At 46.7% G+C, this 26,065-nt stretch carries 24 protein-coding genes and 1 other annotated feature; of the genes, 18 read left to right on the plus strand and 6 right to left on the minus strand.

Going from position 1 to position 26,065, the window contains the following annotated elements; all coding sequences use genetic code 11:
- Positions 1-86: 86 nt before the first annotated feature.
- The 3 genes from H2C83_RS10520 to H2C83_RS10530 are packed head-to-tail and all read right to left on the minus strand — an operon-like array spanning position 87 to position 2,715.
- A complete protein-coding gene (locus H2C83_RS10520) occupies positions 87-926 on the minus strand; it encodes an ABC transporter permease (RefSeq protein WP_312853902.1) in 840 nt (279 codons plus the stop codon).
- A complete protein-coding gene (locus H2C83_RS10525; protein ID WP_181740482.1) occupies positions 923-1,699 on the minus strand; it encodes an ABC transporter ATP-binding protein in 777 nt (258 codons plus the stop codon). The genes H2C83_RS10520 and H2C83_RS10525 overlap by 4 nt, the downstream gene beginning before the upstream one ends.
- Complete coding sequence (locus H2C83_RS10530; protein WP_181740484.1) at positions 1,696-2,715, minus strand: ABC transporter substrate-binding protein; 1,020 nt, start codon at positions 2,713-2,715, stop codon at positions 1,696-1,698. The genes H2C83_RS10525 and H2C83_RS10530 overlap by 4 nt, the downstream gene beginning before the upstream one ends.
- 204 nt (positions 2,716-2,919) lie before the next feature.
- On the opposite strand from H2C83_RS10530, the gene hemA reads away from it, so the two are divergent.
- The 16 genes from hemA (at position 2,920) to H2C83_RS10615 (ending at position 22,008) form a co-directional block, all read left to right on the plus strand.
- On the plus strand, positions 2,920-4,269 hold the full coding sequence (gene hemA / locus H2C83_RS10535) for a glutamyl-tRNA reductase (protein WP_181740486.1): 1,350 nt from the start codon (positions 2,920-2,922) through the stop codon (positions 4,267-4,269).
- Positions 4,270-4,284: 15 nt separating this feature from the next.
- On the plus strand, positions 4,285-5,106 hold the full coding sequence (gene ccsA, locus H2C83_RS10540) for a cytochrome c biogenesis protein CcsA (protein ID WP_181740488.1): 822 nt from the start codon (positions 4,285-4,287) through the stop codon (positions 5,104-5,106).
- A 24-nt stretch (positions 5,107-5,130) separates the two neighbouring features.
- Positions 5,131-5,814: a precorrin-2 dehydrogenase/sirohydrochlorin ferrochelatase family protein gene (locus H2C83_RS10545; protein WP_181740490.1), complete on the plus strand. Its 684-nt coding sequence runs from the start codon at positions 5,131-5,133 to the stop codon at positions 5,812-5,814.
- Complete coding sequence (hemC, locus tag H2C83_RS10550; RefSeq protein ID WP_181740492.1) at positions 5,796-6,722, plus strand: hydroxymethylbilane synthase; 927 nt, start codon at positions 5,796-5,798, stop codon at positions 6,720-6,722. The genes H2C83_RS10545 and hemC overlap by 19 nt, the downstream gene beginning before the upstream one ends.
- On the plus strand, positions 6,719-8,236 hold the full coding sequence (cobA, locus tag H2C83_RS10555) for a uroporphyrinogen-III C-methyltransferase (RefSeq protein ID WP_181740494.1): 1,518 nt from the start codon (positions 6,719-6,721) through the stop codon (positions 8,234-8,236). Before hemC ends, cobA begins: the two co-directional genes overlap by 4 nt.
- A gap of 27 nt (positions 8,237-8,263) precedes the next feature.
- The gene (hemB, locus tag H2C83_RS10560) at positions 8,264-9,247 is read left to right on the plus strand and encodes a porphobilinogen synthase (protein WP_181740496.1); all 984 of its coding nucleotides are present in this window, start codon (positions 8,264-8,266) and stop codon (positions 9,245-9,247) included.
- Between the two features lie 88 nt (positions 9,248-9,335).
- The gene (gene hemL / locus H2C83_RS10565; protein ID WP_181740498.1) at positions 9,336-10,631 is read left to right on the plus strand and encodes a glutamate-1-semialdehyde 2,1-aminomutase; all 1,296 of its coding nucleotides are present in this window, start codon (positions 9,336-9,338) and stop codon (positions 10,629-10,631) included.
- Positions 10,632-11,081: 450 nt separating this feature from the next.
- A complete protein-coding gene (locus H2C83_RS10570) occupies positions 11,082-12,335 on the plus strand; it encodes a LysM peptidoglycan-binding domain-containing protein (protein ID WP_181740500.1) in 1,254 nt (417 codons plus the stop codon).
- 33 nt (positions 12,336-12,368) lie between these two features.
- Positions 12,369-13,376, plus strand: a complete 1,008-nt coding sequence (locus H2C83_RS10575) for a YutH/CotS family kinase-like spore coat protein (protein WP_181740502.1) — start codon at positions 12,369-12,371, stop codon at positions 13,374-13,376.
- A gap of 239 nt (positions 13,377-13,615) precedes the next feature.
- The gene (locus H2C83_RS10580) at positions 13,616-13,777 is read left to right on the plus strand and encodes a hypothetical protein (protein ID WP_181740504.1); all 162 of its coding nucleotides are present in this window, start codon (positions 13,616-13,618) and stop codon (positions 13,775-13,777) included.
- A 55-nt stretch (positions 13,778-13,832) separates the two neighbouring features.
- Entirely contained in the window at positions 13,833-13,997 is a 165-nt protein-coding gene (locus tag H2C83_RS10585; protein WP_181740506.1) for a hypothetical protein, read from the plus strand.
- 422 nt (positions 13,998-14,419) lie between these two features.
- Complete coding sequence (locus H2C83_RS10590; protein WP_181740508.1) at positions 14,420-15,169, plus strand: hypothetical protein; 750 nt, start codon at positions 14,420-14,422, stop codon at positions 15,167-15,169.
- A gap of 213 nt (positions 15,170-15,382) precedes the next feature.
- Positions 15,383-15,618, plus strand: a binding site (T-box leader).
- A 51-nt stretch (positions 15,619-15,669) separates the two neighbouring features.
- Entirely contained in the window at positions 15,670-18,309 is a 2,640-nt protein-coding gene (locus H2C83_RS10595; RefSeq protein WP_181740510.1) for a valine--tRNA ligase, read from the plus strand.
- A gap of 48 nt (positions 18,310-18,357) precedes the next feature.
- Complete coding sequence (locus H2C83_RS10600) at positions 18,358-19,758, plus strand: bifunctional folylpolyglutamate synthase/dihydrofolate synthase (protein WP_181740511.1); 1,401 nt, start codon at positions 18,358-18,360, stop codon at positions 19,756-19,758.
- 34 nt (positions 19,759-19,792) lie between these two features.
- The gene (gene murC, locus H2C83_RS10605; RefSeq protein WP_181740513.1) at positions 19,793-21,178 is read left to right on the plus strand and encodes a UDP-N-acetylmuramate--L-alanine ligase; all 1,386 of its coding nucleotides are present in this window, start codon (positions 19,793-19,795) and stop codon (positions 21,176-21,178) included.
- A gap of 185 nt (positions 21,179-21,363) precedes the next feature.
- Positions 21,364-22,008, plus strand: a complete 645-nt coding sequence (locus tag H2C83_RS10615; RefSeq protein ID WP_246333857.1) for an SCO family protein — start codon at positions 21,364-21,366, stop codon at positions 22,006-22,008.
- Positions 22,009-22,025: 17 nt separating this feature from the next.
- Here H2C83_RS10615 and H2C83_RS10620 read toward each other — a convergent pair whose 3' ends face one another.
- The 3 genes from H2C83_RS10620 to H2C83_RS10630 are packed head-to-tail and all read right to left on the minus strand — an operon-like array spanning position 22,026 to position 24,198.
- Positions 22,026-22,247, minus strand: a complete 222-nt coding sequence (locus H2C83_RS10620; protein WP_181740517.1) for a hypothetical protein — start codon at positions 22,245-22,247, stop codon at positions 22,026-22,028.
- Positions 22,244-23,467, minus strand: coding sequence for an ABC transporter permease (locus tag H2C83_RS10625; RefSeq protein WP_281364141.1), 1,224 nt, complete (start codon positions 23,465-23,467; stop codon positions 22,244-22,246). The genes H2C83_RS10620 and H2C83_RS10625 overlap by 4 nt, the downstream gene beginning before the upstream one ends.
- Complete coding sequence (locus H2C83_RS10630; RefSeq protein ID WP_181740521.1) at positions 23,464-24,198, minus strand: ABC transporter ATP-binding protein; 735 nt, start codon at positions 24,196-24,198, stop codon at positions 23,464-23,466. Before H2C83_RS10630 ends, H2C83_RS10625 begins: the two co-directional genes overlap by 4 nt.
- 135 nt (positions 24,199-24,333) lie before the next feature.
- On the opposite strand from H2C83_RS10630, the gene H2C83_RS10635 reads away from it, so the two are divergent.
- The gene (locus H2C83_RS10635) at positions 24,334-25,332 is read left to right on the plus strand and encodes a type IV pilus twitching motility protein PilT (protein WP_181740523.1); all 999 of its coding nucleotides are present in this window, start codon (positions 24,334-24,336) and stop codon (positions 25,330-25,332) included.
- Positions 25,325-25,990 carry a prepilin peptidase gene (locus H2C83_RS10640; protein WP_181740525.1) on the plus strand — a complete coding sequence of 222 codons (666 nt, stop codon included), beginning with the start codon at positions 25,325-25,327 and terminating at the stop codon, positions 25,988-25,990. The genes H2C83_RS10635 and H2C83_RS10640 overlap by 8 nt, the downstream gene beginning before the upstream one ends.
- Positions 25,991-26,065 lie beyond the last annotated feature (75 nt).

Genomic DNA, 26,065 nt, shown 5'->3' on the forward strand with positions numbered 1-26,065 from the left:
TGAAACTTCTTGCAAGTGATCAGCCAAACATAGAATTTACAAGGAAGGCTGGTTAATCCGGCTCCGGCATTTGTCATTTGCTTTTTTCATTCCTGGCGAACCTTGTGAACAAAACGTTTTTCTGTTATGGCGATGATCTGGTACATGATGGTTGCGATGATCGCCACAATCATCAGGCTCAGCATCACAAGGTGCAGGTTAAATACCTGAAAACCATAAATCATCAGATAGCCGAGCCCCTGTTTGGAAACCAGAAATTCCCCGACAATGACGCCGACCCAGGAAAGGCCGACATTGACCTTCAGGGCGGCAATCATATCAGGAACGCAGGCCGGAAAGATGATTTTAAAGAAGATTTGGCTCCGGCTTGCACCAAATGATCGTGCCAAAAGGAGATAGCTCTCATCCACGCTTTGAAAGCTTGTATAAATGACAATGGTAGTAATGATGATGGTAATGGCAATTCCCATTGCCAGAACGGAAGCGAAACCGGCTCCAAAAGAAACGATGAAAAGCGGGCCCAGTGCGACTTTGGGCATACTGTTCAGGACGACAAGGTAAGGATCGAGGACGCGGGACAAAAATGGTGACGTCCAAATGATGGTAGCCAGGATGATCCCGGAGGCGGTACCAATTAAAAAACCGGCAACGGTTTCCAGTGAAGTAATGGCGACATGCCGGTACAGTTCGCCCGATTGCGCCAGTTCTGCTGCCTGTTTCCACATCAGTGCGGGGCTGCTGAACAGGAAGGAATCAATCCAGCCGGACTCTGCTCCCCATTCCCAAAGGCCGAGAAAAGCGATCAGGATGAGGAAACGAAGCGTCCAGACCCCGATTTGCCGGAGTCGCAATTTTCGCAAAAAACGGGCGTGTTGGGCACTGGATGCTCCCTTTTCCAGCCATCTGTTCCATATAAACAAATTCAATTTCGTTCCACCTCCCGCCACAGTTCTTCAAATAACTGGCGAAATACGGGGTGACTTCGAGACTTGAGCGGCGGCAACAAACGAATTTCTTCCGGAACGGCAGTGGTTTGGCGGATGGTACCGGGGCGGCCTCCCATCACGATGATCCGGTCGCCGACGGCCAGAGCTTCTTCCAGATCATGAGTCACCAATACCGCTGTTTTCTTTTGTTCTTTCATGACTTCTACCAACAAATCTTCCAAAACAATCTTGTTTTGAATATCGAGGGCGGAAAACGGCTCATCCAGCAGCAAAATGTCCGGGTTCACGGCCAATGTTCTGACAAGTGCCACCCGTTGCCGCATGCCTCCTGACAATTGGGACGGGTACAGATGGGCAAACTGTCCAAGTCCCATCTGTTCCAGCAAATGAAAGGCGTACTCAATCCGTTCCGGGGTTGCCTGCTTCTGGAGTTCCAGACCCAAACGCATGTTTTGGGCAACAGTTCGCCATTCAAGCAATCCGTCTTTTTGCAGCATGTAACTGGTGCATTTTGAGCGCTGGCTTATTTCTTCTCCAAACAACAGGATTTGGCCGGCAGTTTGTTTGTAGATTCCGGCAAGAAGTGAGAGAATTGTGCTTTTTCCGCAGCCGCTTGGCCCGACCAGCACCAACAGTTCCCCTTGCGGGACGGCGAAGGTAATATCGGAAATAGCCGTAACTTCCTCTTTTTTGGTAAAGTACGTGTGGGTAACCTGATTCAGGGTAATCGCAGGCCTGGGTGTTTTTTTCATGAAGAAGCCCCCTTTGCTTCCTGCATCACTTCCTGGCTTATTTTTGTATCAATCAGTTGTTCATAAAGAACGTGTCTGGGCAATTCTCCTGCCTGCTGCATGATGTCAAGCAAATGCTGATATTCATCTTTGTCGATCAATGGATTGGATGCATAGGAGGATTGTTCTTTATAACGTTTTACGACACGTACAAGGGTTGATTTGTTCGTTTCGGGAAAGTAATCCTGGATGACTGAGGCGATTTCTTCAGGAGAGTGGGTTTGAACCCATCTTTGGCCGTTGTAAACTGCGCGGACAAACTTTTTGGCGATTTCCGGATTTTTTTGTATCCAGCTTTTTTTAGTCAGGTAGCAGGTATAAGGAAGGTAACCACTGTCTTTGCCAAAAGAGGCAACGATATATCCTTTGCCCTCTTCTTCAATTTTTGAGGCGAGTGGTTCAAACAGTTGTGCAAAATCACCTGTTCCGGACAAGAAAGCATTCCCCAGATTCTGGTAGTCGATATTTTGGATAATTCGGACATCTTTGTGCGGAACGAGCTTGTTTTTTCTTTGTACATATTCACTGACCATTTCGGGCATTCCGCCGCGGCGCTGGCCCAACAGGGATTTTTCTTTCAGCATTTGCCAGTTGAATTGACGGATCGGTTTTCTGGATACAAGAAAAGAACCGTCTGTTTGGGTGAGCTGCGCGAATGCCGTTACCGGATTGCTGCCTGAACGTGCAGTGACGTAAATGCCGGACTCCACACCGACCAGGACAATGTCCGATTCATCCGCGAGCAAGGTAGTCATTGTTTTGTCTCCGCCATTGCCGTTGACCAGTTCGATTAATAAACCTTCCTGTTTGAAAAATCCCTGGCTCATAGCAACATATTGCGGGGCGTAAAACAGGGAATGTGTTACTTCAACCAGGCGAATTTTCGTGTTGTCGCCGGATGTCGGCTTGCAGGCGGTGACCAGGGCAAAACACAATACCAGGATGAACGCCGGAAGCCAGCAGATCTTATTTTTCAAAAAGATCACCTCATTGAAAATGGGCAAGTATCTATATTTCCATTATATAATATGAATACCGAAAAGTACTCATACGATTCAGTCAGTTCCAAAATGTGTTCACAGGTCAACCCTTCATGATATGATATAATGTATTATAATTCTTCGATGTTTTTCGACGTTTGATGTACCTGGACAAGCGTCCGGGATTTGAGGTGAAATGCTATGCATATCTTAACCGTTGGACTAAACCATAAGACCGCTCCAGTCGAATTGAGGGAAAAGTTGTCTTTTTCGGAAGATCGGCTGCAATTGGCCTTAAGGAACTTGCGCGATATGAAGAGCATCATGGAATGTGTGATTGTAAGCACTTGCAACAGGATGGAGCTCTATGTAGTTTGTGATCAGCTTCACACAGGGGAATATTATGCCAAAGCATACTTGGAAAACTGGTTTCACATTCCACGTGAGGAATTTGGCGATTACCTGTATATTAAAAACGGTCAGGATGCAGTGCATCATCTGTTTCGGGTTGTTTGCGGCATGGATTCCATGGTGCTGGGAGAAACGCAGATTTTGGGTCAGGTGAAACAAGCTTTCCAGACGGCAATGGCATATAAAACAACAGGGACTCTGTTCAATACGCTCTTCAAACAGGCGATTACATTTGGAAAGCGTGTTCATTCCAAGACGGAAATTGGACAAAATGCCGTTTCTGTCAGTTATGTAGCCGTTGAGTTGGGCAAGAAAATGTTTGATTCGTTCAGAGACAAAACCATTTTGTTGATTGGTGCGGGCAAAATGAGTGAGCTGACGGCAAAACATTTTTATTCATCCGGGACAAGCCGGGTACTTGTGATCAACCGGACTTTTTCCAAAGCGGAGGAACTTGCCGACAAGTTTCGGGGTGAGGCGCGTCCCTGGGATCAATTGGTTCCCTCTCTTGAGGAAGCGGATATTGTCGTCAGTTCCACTGGAGCAAAAGAGCCTGTATTGACCCGGGCCATGGTTGAACCGGCACTGAAATATCGCCGTACGCCGCTTTTCCTGATTGATATCGCTGTTCCGCGGGATATCGATCCGGCAATCGGTGAACTGGAGTCGGTATTTCTCTATGATATTGATGATTTGCACGGAATTGTCGATGCCAACATGACGTTGCGCAAACACGAAGCCGAGAAAATCAGCGCATGGATCGATGATGAGGTGTGTGAATTCGGGGAGTGGCTTGATACCCTGGGCGTGGTTCCACTGATTTCGGCGCTGCGTGAAAAAGCTTTATCGATTCAGGAAGAAGCCGTCAAACGGATTGAACGCAAACTGCCAAACATGACGGAAAAAGAGAGACGCGTCATTCGTAAACATACAAAGAGTATTGTAAACCAAATGATGCGTGATCCAATTGTTCGCATTAAGGAATTGGCTACCACCTCGCAAAAAGAAGCTGCACAGGAGATGTTTGTCTATCTGTTTGCATTGGAAGAAATGTTGGCAAAGGAAGAGGAAGAAGCCACAACCCATACAGAGGTAAAAAGTCCAGCGCTTGTCAGTCAAAAAGCTTGGGTCCGCACGTAAGAGGAGGAAACCGATATGTTTGCGGAGCGTTGGATTTATGATTTTATGATTTATTTATATGCAATAAGCCTGCTGTTTTCAGTGGCTGATCTGTTGCAACGAAACAAGATTTCTGAAAGGATATCCTATTATTTTCTGGGAATCGTATGGCTCATCCAGACGTCCATTTTTATCCTGGTAATTTTCGATTGGTGGCTAAGTGCGTTGTCATTCCGGATTGATGCATTGTTCATTTATTCATGGATTATCATCAGCTTTACTCTGGTCATGCATCTCATTTTCCGCATGCCGATCTATTATCTGTTGGCCAATTTGATGGGCTTTATTGTTTTGGGACTAAATCTTTTTTTCGTGCGCCATAAATCCCCCGCTTTTGAACACTTATTGCTGACTGAACTTGTTTTCATTCATGTGACCATGGCGATGATGGCTTATGTGGCCTATTCCCTGGCGTGTATCAGCGGGGGGTTATATTTGATAAACAACCATTTGCTTAAAGAAAAGAAATGGAACAATCTGTTGCGTAAATTGCCCAGTCTGACACGTTCGGAAACTTTTTCAATCTGGCTGGTTATCGCAGGTACTGTGTTTTTGCTGATTTCCCTGATATTGGGGATCATTTATGCTTACCAAACAGTCAACGGGCTGATTTGGATGGATCTGAAATTATGGTGGTCTTTCCTGATCATTCTGCTGTACAGCCGGATTTTGTACAGCCGGGTTCGAACCCGGCTGACCGGGCGCCGTCTGGCCTGGTGGAATGTCGTCTCTTTTTTGGCGGTCCTTCTCAATTATTTCATCACCCGATCCAGTGCCACTTTTCACCACTGGTTATAGGAGTTCAAAGGAGCTTGGGGCTGAATGACACAACGGTATGCCATGATGGTAAACTTGAAAGGAAGGCCCTGTCTGGTGGTTGGCGGGGGAAAGGTAGCCGAACGGAAAGCAGGCTCCCTGATCGGGTCAGGGGCTTGTGTAAAACTGGTCAGTCCCTCAGCAACCCCCCGGATTAAAAAGTGGGCCCTTTCCGGAAAAATTGAGTGGATTAATCGGGTTTATCGAAAAGAAGATAATGATAATCAATTCCTGATCATTGCGGCCACCAATGACAAAAATGTTAACCGCCAGGTGCATCAGGCGGCAATTCTCCGCAACCAATGGATCAATGTTGTTGATCAGCCGGAACTTTGCAATTTTATGGTACCTTCCACCGTAAGGCGCGGAAATTTGCAAATTCACATTTCCACCAATGGAGCCTGTCCGGCGGTCGCCCAAAAAATCAGGCAGGACCTGGAAGAGATCTATGGCACGGAATACGAACTGTATCTGGATTTGATGCAGGAGATGCGCAAAATCATGCGGAAGAAGGTGGCTGATGTCTGTTTGCGGCGTCAGTTGTTGAAAGAACTGTTGTCTGAGCAGTGGGTTGATTTGTGTCGGAAAGAGTCGGCAGAGGCTCGGGAGAAAATGTTAAATTGGCTGGAAAAAATGGTGACCGACAGTGACAAGAAAGGAGGTTCCGTTGCGTGCGGACGCTGGTCGTAGGAACAAGACAGAGCAAGTTGGCATTAACCCAGACAGATTGGGTCGTTGAACGTTTGCAGGAACTGGAACCGGGATTGGAAATTAAACGTAAAAAGATTGTGACCAAAGGAGACCGGATTTTGAATGTCACACTGTCCAAAGTAGGTGGCAAAGGCCTGTTCGTAAAAGAAATTGAACAAGCCATGCTGGATGGGGAAATTGATTTCGCCGTGCACAGCATGAAGGACATGCCTTCGGAAATGCCACCGGGACTGATGATTGGTGCCGTGCCGGTCAGGGAAAATCCAACCGATGCCTTGTTATCGAGAGATAAAAAACGGCTGGATGAACTGTCAGGCGGGGCCGTGGTAGGAACAAGCAGCTTGAGACGCCAGGCGCAAATACTGGCTTATCGGCCTGATTTGAAGGTGAAGCCGGTCCGGGGCAATCTGGACACCAGAATTCGGAAAATGAAAGAAGGCCAGTTTGATGCAATTTTATTGGCTACAGCAGGATTAAAACGGATGAAATGGCAGCAAGAAGTAACCCAGGAACTGCCTGCCGAAATCATGCTGCCTGCGGTTGGACAGGGGGCACTGGCCATTCAGTGCCGGGAAGATGATGAGGAGCTGTTAAACCTCCTTTCCAAACTGAATCACGAAGAAACGGCCAGAGCAGTTCGGGCAGAACGGGCTTTTTTAAATGCCTTCCAGGGCGGATGCCATTTGCCGCTGGCGGCGTACGCCGAGATCCGCTACAATGAAGTGCATTTAACAGGGCTGGTGGCCCATCCTGACGGAAAAACCGTAATCAAACAGTCATTCATTGGGAAAGATGCGCAGGCAGCAGGTGAAACCCTGGCCAAATCGCTAAAAGAAGAGGGTGCTGCTGAACTGTTGGCAACAGTGAAAGAAGGGTTGGCTCGATGAAAGGCATCGTATATCTGGTAGGAGCAGGACCAGGAGATCCCGGTTTAATCACAGTAAACGGATTGCGTGCCATTTCAAAGGCCGATGTCATCATTTATGACCGCTTGGCCAATCCCCAGCTTTTAAAACATGCCAAACAAGACGTTGAGCTGATTTATGTCGGAAAATTGCCAGACCGCAAAGGCCTGAAGCAGGATGACATCAATCATTTGCTGGTGGAAAAGGCAAAAAAAGGGTTGGTTGTGGTCAGACTGAAAGGGGGAGACCCGTTTGTTTTTGGACGCGGTGGAGAAGAGGCGGAGTGCTGCGTTGAGGAAGGAATTCCTTTTGAGGTTATTCCCGGAATTACTTCAGCGGTAGCTGTTCCCGCTTATGCGGGCATTCCTGTCACCCATCGGGACTTTAATGCCTCTTTTTCCATTGTTACAGGCCGTGAGCAGCCGGAAAAGAATGGCTCGACGGTTTCATGGGATATCCTGGCCAACGCTACCGAAACATTGGTAATTCTGATGGGGGTAAAAAGTCTGCCTTATATTGTTGAGCAGTTAACAAAATACGGGCGGGACAGCAAAACCCCGATCGCCCTGATTCGATGGGGAACAAGAATGGAGCAGGAATCCATAACGGGTACTCTCGGAAACATTGTGCAGAAAGTAGAAGAAAACGACTTTCGTTCTCCGGCCGTCATCATTGTGGGAGAAGTTGTCCGGTTGCATGAAAAACTGTCCTGGTTTGAGAAAAAACCGTTGTTTGGCAAACGGGTTCTCGTTACCAGGGCACGTTCCCAGAGCAGTGAACTCTCTGAAAAGATTGAGGCATTGGGCGGAGAAGCTTTGGAGTTTCCGGTAATCCGGATTGTTCCTCCCAAGCAGCAGGAATTGTTTGATCAATCTCTGTATCGTCTGGACGAGTTTGACTGGGTAATTTTTACCAGCGCCAATGGAGTCAAACATTTTTTTCAGCGGTTGCTTGAACTTGAGATCGATATTCGCCGGATGGCGAAGGCGAGGATTGCGGCCATTGGATCCAAAACGGCTGAAGTTCTGAAAGAAAAGGGCCTGCTGGTTGATGTGCTTCCTAAAGAGTATAAGGCGGAAACTTTGGTGGAAAGTCTTCGTCCATATGTGAAAAAGGGAGAAAAAATATTACTTCCGCGTGCCAATATCGCCCGGAAGATTTTGGCGGACGAACTGGAGAAAATCGGTTGTGAAGTGTTCGATGTGGCTGCTTATGATACGGAGCCGGAAATGGGAGACGCCGGGGAAATTGCCCGCAAACTGGAGGACGGGCAAATTCATGTACTTACCTTCACCAGCTCGTCGACGGTTCGCAACTTTGTGCAAGTTCTCCGCACGGCAGGAAAAGATGTTCCATCTCTCCTGAAAGATGTCCGGATTGTCTGCATCGGTCCGATTACCGCCCAAACCGTAACAGAATTGGGGCTTGAAGTAGACCGTGTTGCCGAGACTTACACGATTGATGGATTGGTTGAAGCATTGAAACAGCTACCATAATTCAGATCAGGAACAGGAGATGAAATCATGTCGGCATTTATTCGTCATCGCCGTTTGCGTATAAATGAGCAAATCAGAAGTCTGGTAAGAGAAAATCATGTTCAATTGGAAGATTTGGTTTATCCGATCTTTGTCATGGAAGGAACGGATATCAGGAAGGAAGTTCCATCCATGCCCGGAGTTTTTCAGTATTCGCTCGACCGTCTGCATGAGGAGATTGATGAAGTAGTCCAGCTTGGCATTTCTTCCGTTTTGGTGTTTGGTGTTCCTTTGCATAAAGACGAACGGGGCTCGCAGGCGGATCATAATCACGGAATTGTACAGGAAGCGATCCGTTATCTGAAGCAACAATATCCTTCCCTTTATGTGATTGCCGATACCTGTCTGTGTGAATATACATCGCATGGACATTGCGGGATTGTGGAAAATGGTGAAGTACTGAATGATCCGTCCCTGGAGCGGATGGTGTCCACGGCCGTTTCACAAGCCCGGGCCGGAGCGGATATGATTGCCCCTTCCAACATGATGGACGGGTTTGTCTATGCGATTCGTAAAGGTCTCGATGAAGCCGGATTTGAACAGATTCCGATCATGTCCTATGCCGTAAAATATGCTTCCGGTTTCTATGGTCCGTTTCGTGATGCAGCTCATTCCACCCCTGAATTCGGGGATCGCCGTTCGTATCAGATGGATCCGGCAAATGCCAGGGAAGCAATGCGCGAAGCCGCTTCCGATGTGGCCGAAGGAGCCGATCTGCTGATCGTGAAACCGGGGCTTGCGTATCTGGATATTGTCCGCCGTGTCAGGGAACGGTTTGATTTGCCGGTGGTTGCCTATAATGTAAGTGGCGAATATTCCATGGTAAAAGCTGCAGCGTTGAATGGATGGATCGACGAAAAGAAAATCGTTATGGAAAGCATGGTCTCCTTTAAACGCGCCGGCGCGGACATGATCATTACCTACCATGCCAAGGATATTGCCCGCTGGCTGAAAAAGGCGAATCATCGATAACCAGGGATAATGGAAGCGGAAGAATTTGGAAGCGGAGATGAGAGTGGCGGGATTTTGAGAGCAAGAGTTTGAGAAGGTGGGAAAGTTGATGAGTAACCGTTATGAACGATCAGTTGCCAACTTCAAGGAAGCAGTGGAATTGATTCCGGGGGGGGTAAACAGTCCGGTTCGCGCTTTCAAATCAGTGCAGATGAATCCTGTTTTTGCGGAAAGCGGGCAGGGTTGCAAAGTGACCGATGTGGATGGCAACCAATATATTGATTATATCGGTTCGTGGGGGCCGCTGATTTTGGGACACGCCCATCCCAAAGTGGTTCAGGCTGTAAAAGAAACAGCTGGGAAAGGAACCAGTTTTGGCGTGCCGACAGAATTGGAAACAAAGATGGCCAAAATCGTGACCGAACGGATGCCTTCTGTCGAAGTCGTCCGGATGGTTAACTCCGGAACAGAGGCAACCATGAGTGCAATCCGTCTGGCACGTGCCTATACGAAGAGGAACAAGATCTTGAAGTTTGAAGGAAGTTACCACGGACACTCGGACAGTCTGCTAATCAAGGCGGGTTCCGGGGTGGCTACCCTGGGCTTGCCCGACAGCCCCGGGGTTCCGGGAAATCTGGCTCAATTTACGCTAACCGTGCCATATAATGACCTGGAAAGTGTGCGGCTGGCCTTTGAACGGTTTGGCGATGATTTGGCCGCTGTCATTATTGAACCGGTTGCCGGCAATATGGGAGTCGTGCCGCCCCAACCCGGTTTTCTTGAAGGGGTTCGCAAGATTACCGAACAGTATGGCACCGTCCTGATTTTTGATGAGGTGATGACCGGTTTCCGGGTTGATTATCATTCCGCTCAGGGACGTTATGGCATCACTCCTGACCTGACAACAATGGGGAAAGTAATCGGGGGAGGTTTGCCGGTTGGAGCTTTTGGCGGAAAGCGCGAAATTATGGAGTTGATTGCTCCAAGCGGTCCTGTTTACCAGGCAGGTACTTTATCCGGTAATCCGTTGGCGATGGCGGCAGGAATTGCAACATTGGAGGAAATGACTCCTGATGCCTATGATCAACTGGAGAAAAAGGGAGCCATTCTGGAAGCAGGCTTCCGGCAAAACGCAGAAGAAGCAGGGATTCCTCACCACATTAATCGTGTCGGCTCCATGGTCTGTATGTTCTTTACCGATGAAACGGTGACCAATTATGAACAGGCCAAAACTTCAGACACCGGTTTGTTTGCTGCATACTTCCGCAATATGATGGAAGAAGGCATTCTGATTGCGCCTTCCCAGTTTGAAGGCATGTTTGTCTCTATGTCTCACAGCGACGAAGATCTGGCCCGCACCCTTGAAGCAAACCGGAGCGCACTGAAGAAACTGGCCGGAAAATAACAGAAATGCATTGACAAATAATCTTTTGCTTTAGAGGCTGCTGGTGAAATATCAGCGGCTTCTTTGACTTTATAAAAAGGAATTTGTGAGGTGATTTTTCAGGACTCCGTTCTGTCTCTGGTCTCTGTCTTGCAAGGGAGCAGTGGGTGCGCTCCGGCGTTTGATTCCAGACGGGTTTCTCCGCTTCGTTAACACTTTGTCCGTTTTTCCTTCCATTAAACGTTTTCAAAGTTACCCCGCTTCTAAAATCACTCCTCCTTCTGCTTTGTTGATATGTCCGATGTTAACCAAATATCAGCAGTCTTTTGTCAGGCATAAAAACTCTTGTCCATAAGAATCAGTTATAACCGGAAAGGAATTGCATATAGTTTACTAATATCCCATTCGCTTGAGCTTGCGGGAAGCAAGGGTTTAAGTTTTGGGAAGAAAACCTCTTGAGGAGGGAATCAGATGGAAAGCCAGTTTACCCAGCTTCGCTTTGATATTTTGGAAGAAGTACGTTTGCATCCGCAACAACCGGGGATCGATGCCCTCCTGGAATTGGACTTATATCCGGATGTAGAAATCAAAGACGAAGGGCAACATTTGAAAATTCAGGGATATTTGCGTTTAAACGGCATTTATGTAGGTGAGGGCAAAACGGACCGGAATGAAGAAGATCCCTTGCATACCCGGTTAAGGGAGGAAGAGACAAATGAATTGGCTTATGTGATTCCGGTTGAAATCACTCTTCCTGCAGATCGTGCGGAGCGTTCACGGATCTCGGCTGAAGTGGAAACTTTTGACTATGAGGTCCTGTCACCATTTGAATTAAAGATCGAAGCCATTTTAATGATTGATGGCCTGCTTCCGGAATGGAAAGAGGAGGAGGAACAGGCAGAAGAGATGGAGCCAAAATATCCGGTTTTTTCCGGTGCCACCGCGCAGCCCGTAACAATTTCCCAAGAACATTCACAGGATCAGGCTTCCAATACTGAAGAAAATCATGCTGCTTATTTGCAGCCCTTTGAAGAAAATCTGGAGAAAAAGGATGCAGGAAATGGAATGGAGCAGGTACAGGATGCGGAACTTTCCCCTGAAACAGGGGAAAAAACGGAAAACGCCCATGCCGGAGAGCAGGAAGCAGCATTGCCGAAAGAGGAGTCAGAGCCTGAACAGGAAAAAGAGGCACATCAAGGAGTGAATGTAGAGATTAAACCATCTCCGCAGGATTTCTGGCGGGACAGACAACAAAGCAAGGTTCGGCAGGATGAGTCCACGGAAACGCCAATTGCCAAACTGGAGAAAACGGAAAAAGGGGAAAGAACGGAAGAAGAACCGGATATGTGCAGCAAGGAAGAAGTGAAAGAGCAACAGGATTTGCACATGGAAGAGCAAAGTGAACCGTACGAAGAAACACAGATCAATGAAGAAACAGAAACCGGCATGGAAACCGGATGTGGTGAAGAAACAGAAAGGGTTGGAAGGGCAGACTGGATTCGCTGGCTGGTTAAAGGAAAAGAAGAAAATTTTGTTCCCATGCGCATGGTGATCGTACAGGAGAATGAAACCATTGATCATGTTGCCAACAAGTATGAGGTGTCTGCAGATTGGCTGGTAAAGATTAACCGGTTGCAGACAGACCGGCTGGAACCCGGGCAAATCTTGCAGGTGCCTGAGAAAAAGAACCGGGATGACGAAGACAGAGAGGCGTATTTTCAATAAAGATTACGAAGCGGAGAGGAGGGAGTTGATTGAATGTACCAATACGATGAATTGAGGGAGGTTTGCCGGCAGTTTGGTTGGAATCCTGTTCAAATCAGGGGAGACCGGGGATTGTGGAAAGTTACTCTGCCTGATCGGAAAATGGCTCTCAAGCAATCGCGTGCTCCTTTTGAAAAGTTGATTCTTCTTCATCAAATTTTATCTGACATGAAACAGAACGGTTTTGCACATTCCCTGCCCTTCGCCCTGACTGCAGGGAAAAATCCGGTCGTACGTACAGGAACCAGCTGCTGGTATGCCTTGCCATGGAAGGAAAAGCAAAAACGGGAGATCACAGCCAGGGAGATCGTAAGCGGACTTGCCCGTCTCCACCGGTTGTCGGAACCAGTCATAAATCAATACCCTGAATTGATCAATAAAACGGATGAACGCCTGTTAAAGGAATGGAAATCGAAACAGGAACAGCTGCAATTTTACGAAGATGAAAGAAATGGCCGGGAATTTCCTTCTCCATTTGACCAGTCATTTGCGCAGGTCAGGGAACGGATGGACCGTTCCCTGTCATTTGCCATTCGGGGAATGAGTCGTTTCCTGGAGACGGAAGAAGGCATGGCTCCGCGGTATGTGCTTTGCCATCGTCGGATTCATCCCGGCAATGTGGTATGGGATGAGCAGAATCTTTATTTCATTGATTTTGACCATGCCCAGGCAGACTCACCCGTTCGTGATCTGGCCCTTGCTGTTCACCGTTTTGGGGATGTGACGGATCCGGAAAACTCACCGGCAGGGTTGATTCAGACTTATGAGGAGATTCTGCCCCTTCAGCCGAAAGAGAAAAGGCTGCTGGCGCTTTATTTGTCCTATCCGGAACGATTGTTGAAAATACTTTCCCAATACTATCACCATCCCAAACTGAGCGGTGAATCGCAGGCAGTTTCGCGCCTGGAAAGAGAAAGTATCCTGTTTGAGGAGATTCAGGGCATTGTCCGCCGTTTATGGCCGGCCAGAAAAAAAGATGCAACGAAACAAAAGAATACGTAGACCGCTGAAGAATATATCCGGGGAAGCCCGGTTTTTTTATTTTTGTCAACTTTGCGGGTATTTTTTAATGTTAAACTTAATAACGACCATATGCTGGAAGTGATGATATACTAGACAAAGATGAAAATTCATTATTCAGCTACTTTTTTAAATACTGGACAGATGAGTACAAAAAGTGGAGAATAGGAATATGTTAAAATGAAAAGACTTCGGATGCAGACAGGAAGGGGTTTATAGACTTGAGAGCAGTAAAATTAATGTTTAGAAAAGCTTACAAAGGTGTTTTGTTCTTGACTTTTCTCAGTCTGCTGCTGTTATGTACAGTATTGCTGTTGGCTTTTTTGGCTGATCCCCAGGCAATGTATGAATTTATCAAGCAAACTTTTGGTGTACATTCATAATTCGGGAAATTATTTCATTATATTTTGAAGCGGCGTTTTCGCCGTTTTTTATTTTTTGTCCGGGTACCAACAGATTTTGACTGCCCGGGCCCAGGCGGGAAGTCATCACCGAATCCGTCGCAGGCGAGATTCAGAAGTCTTATCTCTATTTACATTGGGGGAAAAGGACGAATTGGACACATTGGCCGAAAAACATTGGCAGATTCGAAATGAGGGATAAACGGACTTCATTGCTTGTTGCTTTGGTGGTGATAAATTTAGATACTTGTTTTATGGATAAACCTGATCCTATTATACAAGGATGAGCAGACAATAAATAAAAACCGAGCAGGAGGAAGATTTTTGGGCGAAGTGACTGGGAGATTTTAATCAGGCGAAGCGACCAGGGAACGAAGCTCAAAAATTGACTCCCGGCCACTTTGTCAACAAGCTGGCACTGACTATAGATTGTCAGTTTTTTATTTTGTGTGTAAAAAGTTCATCAGCATATTTTTGATATGATGTTTATAGGTACGGTAGATCTATTCATTTTCTTACTTTTATTCTGAAAGTGTTTTTAAAGGTATTTATGGATGTGTGTTAGTTAGTTTCTTTTCACTTGTATTTTTAGATAAAAAATTACAGGATAAGGGAGGTTTATCTATGAAGTTTAAGTTGAGTCCAAAAATGCCTAAAGTATCAGAATACCTTGCCAAAGTATCCAATTTTTTGGGTAAAGTACACGAGTATTTTATTAAAATGGCCAGGTTGTCAGTTGAATGGTTCAGCAAGTTTGAAAAAAGTTTGTTTACTCGTGTCTTGAGAGTAATATGTACTGTTTTGTTGCCTGTAATTTTGTTAACTTCTTTCTTTGTTTTTGATGGTGAGGATTATTGGGAATCTGTCTTTTTGGTTTGGGTTCTTTCTATCCCGGCTTATTTTGTTCTGTTTTTGTTGTCCAAGATTGTTGATGGAAAGTCTCTGGTGATTAAGTTATCTATGTCTGATTTGGAGCCTGGTTCTGAGTCTTCTCATGAGAGAGAAGTTTTTAAAGACGAACAGTCCGATGAGCTTTCTGATGATTGGAAGACGCCTGAACCTGTTGATAATATGGGGACAACTGTGTCGAGATTTCCTGGAAGGGAATATAAAGAGTTGGCAGATGCCTGGGGTTTGGATATGGAAAACGACAGGGAAGCGATCAAGAAGCATTTGGATAAGGTATTATTAATGGGTGAAGAATCTGTTAATAAGCATGCCAAGGACATAAGGGACTTTTTGTTGGCAATGGCAAGGGAAGAGAAGAGGCTTTATGGGAAAACCTATACTTTTTATAAAGGTTTATATGACATTAGTGACGACAGGTCTTTGATAATGTTGGTAAGAAGATTACTATATGAGCTGTATATATAGATCAAGCCCGAAATTGTGTGTAAATTACCTCGGTCAGAAAAAGTCAACGTTTAACCAATGCGTGTGACTTTGGACTGAGGTTTTTTATTGGTTTTCGCCGGTGACATGGGCTTCCGGGTTGCTTTCACATGAATATATCTTGTCTTTTGTGTTATGGTCTGGACCAGAAACGGCTTTATATAATATAATAACCAATAACAATGGATAAAAAATGTAATTGCGAGGAAAGGAAGAGTAGACGGATTAAGCCAGTCAGAGAGAGAAACCCTGGGCTGAAAGGTTTCTTCTGGGTTTAACCGTTGAATGTCATCCTTGAGCAGGTCGTCTGAAATCCGCCATGAAGAGAGTAGGATGATCCGGTACCGCCCGTTATCTGATTTGAGTGCACTAATGGTTTATCAATCTGTTAGTGAATAAAGGTGGTACCGCGAAGATCTTTCGTCCTTTGCTGATGAAGGGTCTTTTTTTTATGGGAAGCAATGAGAAATGGAGGTACGAATATGACTGAAATGGCCAAGACTTATGATCCCAGACAGGCAGAAGCGAAATGGTATGATTACTGGTTGGAGGGAGGATATTTCAAAGCCGGGGAAAAAGGGGACAAAGAACCGTATACGATTGTGATTCCTCCACCAAACGTAACGGGAAATTTGCACATCGGACACGCGTTGAACAATACTTTGCAGGATATCCTGATCCGTTTCAAGCGGATGCAGGGCTATGACGCGTTATGGCTGCCGGGGATGGACCATGCCGGAATTGCCACACAGGCTTGTGTGGAAGCCAAGCTTCGGGAAGAAGGAATCAGCCGCCATGAGCTCGGGCGCGAAAAATTTCTGGAAGTTGTCTGGCAGTGGAAAGATGAGTATGCGCAAAACATTGCCAGCCAATGGCGGAAAATGGGCTTGTCCCTTGATTACAGCCGGGAACGCTTTACTTTGGATGAAGGATTGTCTGATGCCGTTAAGGAAGTGTTTGTCCGGCTTTATGATGAAGGGCTGATTTACCGGGGCAAATATATCATTAACTGGGACCCGGTTGCCAGGACGGCGCTTTCGGATATCGAGGTTATCCATAAAGAGGTACAGGGAGCCTTGTATCACATCAAATATCCTTTGGCTGACGGCAGTGGCTTTATTCAGATTGCAACCACCCGGCCGGAAACGATGCTGGGGGATACGGCGGTTGCGGTCCACCCGGAAGATGAGCGTTATCAGGGTATGATCGGCAAAGAAGTGATTTTGCCCCTGACCGGACGCAAGATCCCGATCATTGCCGATGATTATGTGGATATGGAATTTGGAAGCGGTGCTGTAAAAATCACCCCTGCGCATGATCCAAATGACTTTGAGGTTGGAAACCGTCATCAGCTGTCGCAGATTCTGGTGATGGATGAACTGGGAAAAATGAATGAAAAAGCAGGCAAATATCAGGGAATGGATCGGTTCGACTGCCGGAAGCAGATTGTGAAGGATCTGGAAGCGGAAGGGTTCCTGGTCAAAGTGGAAGAACATGTGCATGCTGTCGGTCATAGTGAACGCTCAGGGGCTGTGGTGGAACCCTATCTCTCCACACAATGGTTTGTGGCTATGAAGCCATTGACTGAACGGGCAATTCGCGCACAGAAAAATGGAGAAGGGGTTCGTTTTGTTCCGGAACGTTTTGAAAAAATCTATCTCAACTGGATTGAAAATGTCCGCGACTGGTGCATTTCCCGGCAGTTATGGTGGGGACACCGGATTCCGGCATGGTATTGCGGAGAGTGCGGGGAAATGACGGTTGCCCGTGAGGAACCGGCTGAGTGTCCCCATTGCGGAAACAACCGGTTAAAGCAGGATGAAGATGTTCTTGATACATGGTTCAGCTCGGTGCTCTGGCCATTTTCAACATTGGGCTGGCCGGAACAGACCAGGGATTTAAAACGGTACTTTCCGACTGACGTTTTGGTTACCGGATATGATATTATTTATTTCTGGGTAGCACGTATGATTTTTATGGCCCTGAAATTTACGGATGAGATTCCATTTAAAGATGTCTTGATGACTGGCTTGGTCCGGGACGCTGAAGGACGGAAAATGTCCAAATCCCTGGGAAATGGAATTGATCCGATGGATGTGATCGACAAGTACGGTGCCGATGCCATGCGGTATATGTTATCTACCGGCTGTACCCCTGGAAATGACCAGCGTTTCCGGTTTGAACGGGTAGAAGCTGCCCGAAACTTTGCCAACAAAATCTGGAATGCTTCCCGTTTTGCTCTTATGCATTTGGAAGGAACAAGCGAAAAGGATTTGCGTTTGAAAGGGCCGTTTTCCACGGCTGACCAGTGGATCTTGCACCGCCTCAATGAGACAGTTCGTGATGTGACACGGCTTTTGGACCGCTATGATTTTGGCGAAGCGGGACGGATCTTGCACAATTTCATCTGGGATGAGTTTTGCGATTGGTATATTGAGTTTGCAAAACTGCCTCTGTATGGTGAAGAAGAAGAACCGAAACGGGTAACCCGGTCCGTGCTGGTTCATGTGCTGGATCAGTTGTTGAGACTCCTGCATCCGACGATGCCGTTTATTACAGAGGAAATCTGGCAGCATTTGCCCGTCAAAGGCAAAAGTATTGCCATTGCTTCCTGGCCGGAAGCAAATGATGAGTTTGCATCTCCCCGGGCGGTTAAAGAGATGAGAACTTTAATTGAAATCATCCGGGCGATGCGCAATATCCGGGCTGAAATGGATGTAGCGCCAAAGCGTCAGATCGAACTCCTGATCCGTTCCGACCAGGATGTAATCGGCTCGATTTCGGATCATGAAGCGGTGATCCGGAAGTTGTGCGGTGTCAATCGGTTGACGGTGGATACGGATTTGAAACGTCCGGAAAAATCGGTGGCCGCTGTCGTTACCGGCGCCGAACTGTTTCTGCCGCTTTCAGGCCTCGTTGACATTCGGGAAACGGTTTCCCGGCTGAAAGCGGAACTGAAAAAACTGGATGCTGAAGTGGAACGGGTCAGGAAGAAATTGGCCAACCCCGGTTTTGTGTCAAAAGCGCCTGCTCATGTGGTTGAGAATGAGCGGAAAAAAGGTGAAGAGTACAAAGAAAAACGCGACAAAGTGATCGCCCGGTTAAAAGAAATCGAAGGATGACAGGAAATCAGGGGCGGGAGAAATCCTGCCTCCCTTCTTGTTGACGGATTGAATGATTACAGGCAAAATGGACAGAGTGAACGTTTTCTCATTTTATTAGCAAGGAAAGAAGCTGAGGGAAGAGTGGATCAATTCAAGACAGCTCATGATGTGTTTTCATGGATGGAACATGCATGCGCTCAAACCATTCAGCCAGGTCTGGAGCGCATGGAGTGGATGCTCAACCAGCTGGATCATCCTGAACGAAGACTGAAATTTATCCATATAGCCGGAACCAATGGCAAAGGTTCCACAGCAGCAATGATTGCGTCCGTGTTGAAGGAAGCCGGTTATCCCACCGGAATGTTTGTTTCTCCTTATGTAACCTCCTGGCATGAACGTATTCAATTTGATGGACAGTCGATTGAAGAAACCTCTTTTGTGCGCTGGTCAAATGAATTAAAACCCCTGATCGAAAAAATGGCTGAGGATGGCCCTGGCAAGCCAACCCCGTTTGAGTACTGGACACTGGTTTCATTATGTTACTTTGCCAGGGAGGCATTTCCGTGGTTTGTTGTTTGGGAAACCGGGATGGGAGGACGCCTTGATTCAACCAATGTGGTTTTTCCATTGGTGTCGGTGATTACCGAAATCGGTTATGATCATAAAAATTGGCTCGGCGATACATTGACGGAGATTGCTTCCGAAAAAGCAGGAATTGTCAAATCGGGTGTACCTGTGGTTTGCGGCAGTCAGAAAGAGGAAGCGGTACCTGTAATCAGAAACATTTCCAGGGATCATCGCAGTCCGTTTTATTTGCTGAACAAAGATTTTCTGGTGAAAGACGTTCATCAGGATTCAGACGGACAAAATTTTACTTTTCAAAATGTGTATCGGGAACTGAGTGGGCTTTCCATTCCGCTCATTGGTGACCATCAACTGCAGAACGCGGGAACGGCACTGATGACATTGGAAGTATTGCGCCAGGCATATGCGACGGTGATCGAACCCGAGCATTACAGGAACGGGCTGAGAAAGACTTTCTGGCCAGGACGCCTGGAAAAAGTGAGCGATTCCCCGCACATTCTGTTAGATGGTGCTCATAATATAGAAGGAATAAATGCTTTAATACAGACGATCAAAAAATATCATACGGATTGTGGCCGGATCGGTTTCCTGGTCGCGGTGATGAAAGATAAACCGGTGAGGGAAATGATGAAGCCCCTGGCGGATGCGGCTGATTTTGTTACTACTACATCGCTGGAAGATCATTCGCGTTCTCTTGCGGCAGAAGAGCTGGCCCGAATTCTGAAAGAGATCAATCCCCGTTTGTCTGTGGAATCTGTTTCCGGAGAGAAAAAAGCGCTTCATGTGTTCATGGAGAAACTTGCAGCGGGCGATCTGGGGGTTGTAGCGGGTTCGCTGTTCCTGGTGTCTGCAGTACGGCCAATGTTGTTGGACCGTAAGTGAAGTTATGGATTAAATGAAGGTTGGTGATTTCACGATGGATAATAAAAAAAGGGTTCATTTTGTGGGGATTGGCGGATATGGGATGAGTGCCATTGCCCGGGTACTTTTGGATTTGGGTTATCAGGTTTCCGGATCAGACGTAGCAGAAAATGCGCTGGTAAAAAAATTAATCGAGCGTGGAGCGAATGTTGCCATCGGCCACCGTGCTGATCATGTAAATGGTGTGGATACCGTTGTCTATTCATCAAGTATCGCTCCGGATAATGTAGAGCGTGTTGCGGCAAGGGAACAGGGGATTGAAGTGCTTCACCGGTCCCAGATGCTGGCCCGCCTTTTAAACAATAAAAAAGGGATTGCCGTTGCCGGGGCACACGGAAAAACAACAACCTCGTCCATGGTTGCCCAAACCCTGGAATTGTGTGAAGTTGACCCCACGTATATTATTGGTGGAGAAATCGTTGCGTTAAAAGGGAATGCCAAGGCTGGCCATAGCGAGTATGTGGTTGCGGAAGCGGATGAAAGCGATGGGTCTTTCCTGGAGTATTATCCATACCTGGCTGTCGTGACCAATATTGAACAGGATCATCTTGAAAACTACGGCGGGGATTTTGAGAACCTGAAAAAGGCATACCGTTCTTTCCTGAATCAGGTCAGGCCGGATGGCACCGCCATATTGAACTGGGATGATGCTTATGTCAGGGAAATGGTGGATGAAGTCAAGGGACGGACAATCACGTACGCCATTGATAACCCGGCAGATTATAATGCCATAAACATTCGTGAAAATTTCCGCCAAATTCAGTTTACGGTTGTGCGCGGAGAGGAAGTTTTGGGCGATATTCTGTTAAATATCCCGGGCCGTCACAATGTTGCCAATGCGCTGGCAGCAACAATTGTATGTCTGGAAGCGGGTGTTCCTTTTGGGCAGATTGCCAAGGCGCTTTTCCGCTTTCAGGGGGCAAAACGCCGTTTTCAGGTAATTGGTGAGGAAGATGATATCCTGATTGTTGATGATTATGCGCACCATCCTACGGAGATCAAGTCCACATTAAAGGGAGCCAGGGTTCTGGGTCGCCGGATGGTTGTCGTATTTCAGCCACAACGTTATTCCCGTACTCATTTGTTGATGGATGAATTCAGCCGTGCTTTTGGAGATGCCGATGAGGTGATTTTAAATACCATTTATGCCCCGCCCGGAGAAAAACCGATCCCCGGGGTGACAGCCGAGCGTCTGGCACAGCTGGTCAAGAAAAATTGCAATGAAAATACACGGTTTATTGCTTCCAAGGAGGACGTTGTCAAGTATCTGCTGGAGCATGTAAAACCCGGTGATCTCGTCATGACGATGGGTGCCGGCGATATTTGGCGTGTTTCCCATCAATTCGCCCTGGAACTGAAAAAAGAGCGGGTAAGCGGGTAAAATCCATTAAATGATAAAAATGAAACTCGGCGGGAGGATTGGAGGCTTTCTTCTCTCACCACCGTTTTTCTTTTTCGAGTCTAAGAGCCGGCAAGATGCAGGCTCTTTTTTTATTGTTGAATATATCAAAAATATCGTACTGTTTGCGCTATTGTGATATCCTTGGGTTAGAAAGGAGGAGCGATATGAATAAAGTAAAATGGTTTGCGATCATGGTTGGCGTGATGATCTGGGCCGTTGCCGGATGTGCGTCAAACGCAGATACCACAGCTGAAAGGAATAGCGGACAAACTGCGGCGAATAACGATGTATCCGCATTGAATTGGCAAGTTCCTTTTTTTACATATACGAATCAGGACGGGGAAACTTTTGGGTTTCAGGATTTGAAGGGAAAAATATGGCTGACAGACTTTATCTTTACCCGATGCCCGAATATTTGCCCGCCCATGACTGCCAATATGTTAAAAATCCAGAATGCCTTGAAACAGGCAGGAATGGAAGCGGAAATTGTATCGTTTTCTGTTGATCCGGAGTACGACCAGCCCGAAAAACTGAAAGAGTTTGCCAAGAATTACGGCGCGGATCTCAACTCGTGGCACTTTGTAACAGGTTATTCCTTTGAAGAAATTCAAAAGCTGGTGAAAGATACTTTTAAAGGGGCTGTTTCCAGGCAGGAAGGGCCTTCTCCGGATGTACCTGTGCTGGTAAATCATCCGTCACAGTTTTATCTGGTCGACCAAAACGGAAAAGTAGTGAAATTTTATGATGGATTGAGACCGGATGCCGGACAAATCGTGAATGATATCAAGGTATTGCAAGAAGGAAAATAAAATGAACAGTTTGAGAATCAGCCAAAAGATGGTGCACCGGAGGTACTTCGAATCTGCTGCAAACGGGATGTAGTATCAGCAAAAACAGGTAAAATTGTTTGGGCGTAAGCGGATTGAAGAGCCCACCGGAAACGGATTGGTGAGTCCCCCACCGCTTTCCCGGTAAGGCGGGACAGCACAGAGTCCTGAATAACGCTTTCCCCGATATGTTTTTTAAATGGCTTGAGATTTACTCTCAAGCCATTTTTTGCTGTTTGGACCGTGGCAAGTAAAAGTAGCTGATTGTATAGGTGAGAATTCCGCCGACAGCGATCAGGAGCATGGTCTCTGTCAGGAGCATTGCTCCGGCAAGCCAGGCAAAAAGAGCAATCGATAAGGTTTGAATGCCGATGGTTACCAGACCGATGCTGCGCAAGCCCTGTTTCCACTGTTTTGGCGGCAGAGGATACAATTTGTGGATAATGGGATATTGTTGGGAATGGGCCAAAGATGGTAACTGTACCGAAAACATCCATACACAGCCCAGATAGACGGCAAAAACGACCCACCGGTTGGGAAAAACGGCAATGAAGATCATCGCCCAAATAATGAGACGTATACTGATGGGAAACAATTCGCTTTTCCGAAAAAAAGCGCGCCAAAACAAATAGGCTGAAGCTGTTTGGGTTGACCAATGCGGGAGAAAGCGGGTAAACCATTTCCTTTTCCTGACCGGTGTCTTCAGCCTGGGCAAATCAACGAACATGCCTGCCAAAGCATGGTAACGTGTCCGTATGTTTTGCTCTTGCGCCTGCATAAGGTGCCAGGGATAGGGAATAACCGGAACCTGTCTGCGGAGATACCAACCCAATGCAAACAGGCCGACAGCCGTTCCCAATACTCCGGCTGCATGTTGGTTCAGGAAAAAGAAAACCGTTCCCCCGTTCAGAAAAAAACGACCTGCCGTTACCATGCGGATTTTGTTTCGGGCCAAAGAGACAGTCAGGCGCATTTCCCACCATTCAATCAGAACGTTGTAAACCTGGAGAAGGGTAAAAAAGAGATAAGCCAGAACAATGGCAAGATTGCTTTTCCACATGATAAAAAACAAAGGATAGGCCAGTAAGGTAAGAATCCCGAGATGAATCAGGTGAACGGCAGCGCTGTAAGTCAGGCTTGCCCGGAAATACGGCTTCATTTGTGTCTCAACCGGCAGCAGAAATACCAGATCGGCTGGTTTGACCCAAGTTCGGACCCGGCTGGATGTAACAAGAAGGGTATAGGGAATGGTCAGCATGAAATCGATGGGAAAATCGGCTGGCACCCAGGCCAGAAATTGTTGATAGGCAAAATAGAGGGCGATCAAAACGATTCCAAGAATGAGCGGAGTGCCTCCGCCTCCGATAATCACCCGGATGATTCGCATGGCATAGGTCCAGGCCGATTTCATTCTGCTATAGAATAACTCACTGGTGTTCATGATTGTTTCCCTTCTATTGCAATCATAAATAATTCATCCAATGATTTGTTTTGTGTGCCTGCTTGTTGATTCATTTCAGCCAGGGTGCCTTTCAACCGCATTTGCCCTTCATGAATCAGAACAAAACGATCACAATATTTTTCAGCCATCCCCAGAATATGGGTTGACATTAAAATGCCCATTCCTTCTTTTTTCCCGGACTGTAACAATTCCAGCAAGGATTGGGTGGCCAACAGATCCAACCCCACAAACGGCTCGTCAATAATCAAAAAACGCGGCTTGACCAGGAATGCACACAAGATCATGATCTTTTGCTGCATCCCCTTGGAAAATGTATCAGGGAACCAATTTTTAACCTTTTGCATGCGAAAACGGGTCAGCAAAGATTGGGCCCGTTCCTGAAGCAGGTCAGGAGGCATCCGGTAAGCGCTCGCCGTCAACTCAAGATGTTCCCACAATGTCAGTTCTTCATAAAACAGGGGGGTTTCAGGAATATAGGCAAGCTGGTTTCGAAACGTTTCCGGATCTTCCGTCAATGTCTTTCCATCAATTGAAACAGTTCCGGAAAAAGGTGTGATCAAACCAAGGATATTTTTGAGTGTCGTGCTTTTTCCGGCACCGTTCAAGCCGATTAATCCAACAATTTCGCCGGGTGAGACAGAAAAGTCAATGTTTTTGATCACGGGAAATTGTCTGGAATATCCTCCGTAAAGTTGTTGTATGGATAGCATAAGAAACTCCTTTAAGCTGAAAAATTTGGATTGAATATAACATATAGTTTGCGGGAAAAAATAAAAGATTGCAAGATGGGACAAGACTGTCCTTCTTTAACAGGAATTTTGGAAAAGAGATAGAATTGGTAAATATTGAATGAAAATGGGGAAGAAAGGGAGAGGAGCGTGTTATTGGAAGAGGCGATCCATTTGGCGGCAGCTAAAAATGCAACCGATTTGCATTATATTGAAGAAGAATTTCCTTATATTCGTGTTGATGGAAAAATCGAAGTCCTCACCGGCAACCAGCGCGGGTCCAGACAAGAGATCGCGGAATTCCTGGGCATCGGCACTGAGGAAACAAAGGAAAAAGAAGCGGCCATGTCTTTTGGCAGATACCGGATACGCATTCATTTGTATCAAAAGCAAAAGCGATTGGCCCTGACAATCCGTCTGCTGCCCGGGCGAATCCCTGATTCGGAAGAACTTCAGCTGCCACCGGTTTTAAAAAAGGTAATCCGCCAAGCAGGCCTGTTTCTGGTTACCGGACCGACAGGAAGCGGAAAAACGACAACACTGGCTTCCCTGATCCAGGAATTGAACCGTACGGAATCCTTACATATCCTGACTCTGGAAGATCCGATTGAATATCTTCATTTTTCTGACAAATCCCTGGTGATTCAGCGGGAGGTCGGGGAGGATATCAATGGTTTCGCGGAAGGGATGGCCGCTGCATTGAGACAGGGGCCTGATGTGATCATGATCGGTGAATTAAGGGATCAAAAGGCGATCCAAACGGCACTTCATCTGGCGGAAACGGGCAAACTGGTGATGGCTACCATGCATGCAGGCGATGTGGAAAAAGCGATTTATCGCATTATTGACAGTTTTTCAGCGGAAGAACAAACGCTGGTTCGTTCCCAGTTGGCTGCTTCCATGCTGGCCATTGTTTCCCAGAAAATCATCCGTTTGACCTGTGGGAAACGGCAACCTGCCTTTGAGGTTTTGCTCAACCACCGTTCGGTGGCACACCTGATCCGCAATGATCAACTTCATCAGCTTTATACGATCATGCAGTCTCATCAATCCCTGGGAATGCAAACCATGGAAATGGCCCTGGAAAATCTGAAAAGGGCAGCGGCGCATGGCTGAAAAAGTTTTTCTCATGATCGGTGTTAGTGGATTTCTGGGCTATTGGTTCCCTGATCTGGCCATGTGGATCGGAACAAGGAAAACGGAAAAATCAATACCGCTGCCCCCTTATTCCAGAGTTCTCCTGAAAGCAACAATGGTCGGGGTTTCCGCTGCTTTGGCATGGGGGGTCAAATGGCGTCTAGGGACGGGACTGGAAGGATGGCTGGCGATTTTCCTGATCTGGCTCCTGCTTTTGATCGTACTGACTGATATGTGGTTTTTGATTATTCCCAATTTAATCACGTACGGTGGATTTTTTTTATTTATGCTGGTCCGTTTTTTCTCAGATCCCATGTCGATCGATAACTATTTGTTTGCTGTAGTTGCCATCACTGCTGTACTTTCTTTGGTCAGCTGGATCAGCAAAGGGCTTGGCTGGGGAGATGTCAAGTTAATGGCCATGGCGGCATGGGTAATCGGATGGCCGCTGATTTTTCTGGCTGTTTGGCTGGCAACGGTAAGTTCGCTGATTTATGCAACTGCTCGTATTAAATGCCAGGGCTGGCAAAGTTTGAGAAGCCCGATTCCTTTCGGGCCTCATCTGGGGATGGGCATTGCCCTCGCTTTATTCTGCGGAGACATTCTGTGGGAAATAATCTGGAGGATCGGGAAATAAAGGATTCCAATTTTCTTGTCCCTTTTTGGTTCTATCTTTTCTATGATCTCATAAACTATATTGACAGGATGATAG

Source organism: Thermoactinomyces mirandus, from assembly GCF_013868055.1.
GTDB lineage: Bacteria > Bacillota > Bacilli > Thermoactinomycetales > Thermoactinomycetaceae > Thermoactinomyces > Thermoactinomyces mirandus.

Excerpts from the sequence above, each read along its gene's own strand:
- H2C83_RS10525 (WP_181740482.1), bottom strand. The coding sequence starts at position 1,699 with ATGAAAAAAACACCCAGGCCTGCGATTACCCTGAATCAGGTTACCCAC.
- hemA (WP_181740486.1), top strand. The coding sequence starts at position 2,920 with ATGCATATCTTAACCGTTGGACTAAACCATAAGACCGCTCCAGTCGAA.
- ccsA (WP_181740488.1), top strand. The coding sequence starts at position 4,285 with ATGTTTGCGGAGCGTTGGATTTATGATTTTATGATTTATTTATATGCA.
- H2C83_RS10545 (WP_181740490.1), top strand. The coding sequence starts at position 5,131 with ATGACACAACGGTATGCCATGATGGTAAACTTGAAAGGAAGGCCCTGT.
- cobA (WP_181740494.1), top strand. The coding sequence starts at position 6,719 with ATGAAAGGCATCGTATATCTGGTAGGAGCAGGACCAGGAGATCCCGGT.
- hemB (WP_181740496.1), top strand. The coding sequence starts at position 8,264 with ATGTCGGCATTTATTCGTCATCGCCGTTTGCGTATAAATGAGCAAATC.
- hemL (WP_181740498.1), top strand. The coding sequence starts at position 9,336 with ATGAGTAACCGTTATGAACGATCAGTTGCCAACTTCAAGGAAGCAGTG.
- H2C83_RS10570 (WP_181740500.1), top strand. The coding sequence starts at position 11,082 with ATGGAAAGCCAGTTTACCCAGCTTCGCTTTGATATTTTGGAAGAAGTA.
- H2C83_RS10575 (WP_181740502.1), top strand. The coding sequence starts at position 12,369 with ATGTACCAATACGATGAATTGAGGGAGGTTTGCCGGCAGTTTGGTTGG.
- H2C83_RS10590 (WP_181740508.1), top strand. The coding sequence starts at position 14,420 with ATGAAGTTTAAGTTGAGTCCAAAAATGCCTAAAGTATCAGAATACCTT.
- H2C83_RS10595 (WP_181740510.1), top strand. The coding sequence starts at position 15,670 with ATGACTGAAATGGCCAAGACTTATGATCCCAGACAGGCAGAAGCGAAA.
- murC (WP_181740513.1), top strand. The coding sequence starts at position 19,793 with ATGGATAATAAAAAAAGGGTTCATTTTGTGGGGATTGGCGGATATGGG.
- H2C83_RS10615 (WP_246333857.1), top strand. The coding sequence starts at position 21,364 with ATGAATAAAGTAAAATGGTTTGCGATCATGGTTGGCGTGATGATCTGG.
- H2C83_RS10625 (WP_281364141.1), bottom strand. The coding sequence starts at position 23,467 with ATGAACACCAGTGAGTTATTCTATAGCAGAATGAAATCGGCCTGGACC.
- H2C83_RS10630 (WP_181740521.1), bottom strand. The coding sequence starts at position 24,198 with ATGCTATCCATACAACAACTTTACGGAGGATATTCCAGACAATTTCCC.
- H2C83_RS10640 (WP_181740525.1), top strand. The coding sequence starts at position 25,325 with ATGGCTGAAAAAGTTTTTCTCATGATCGGTGTTAGTGGATTTCTGGGC.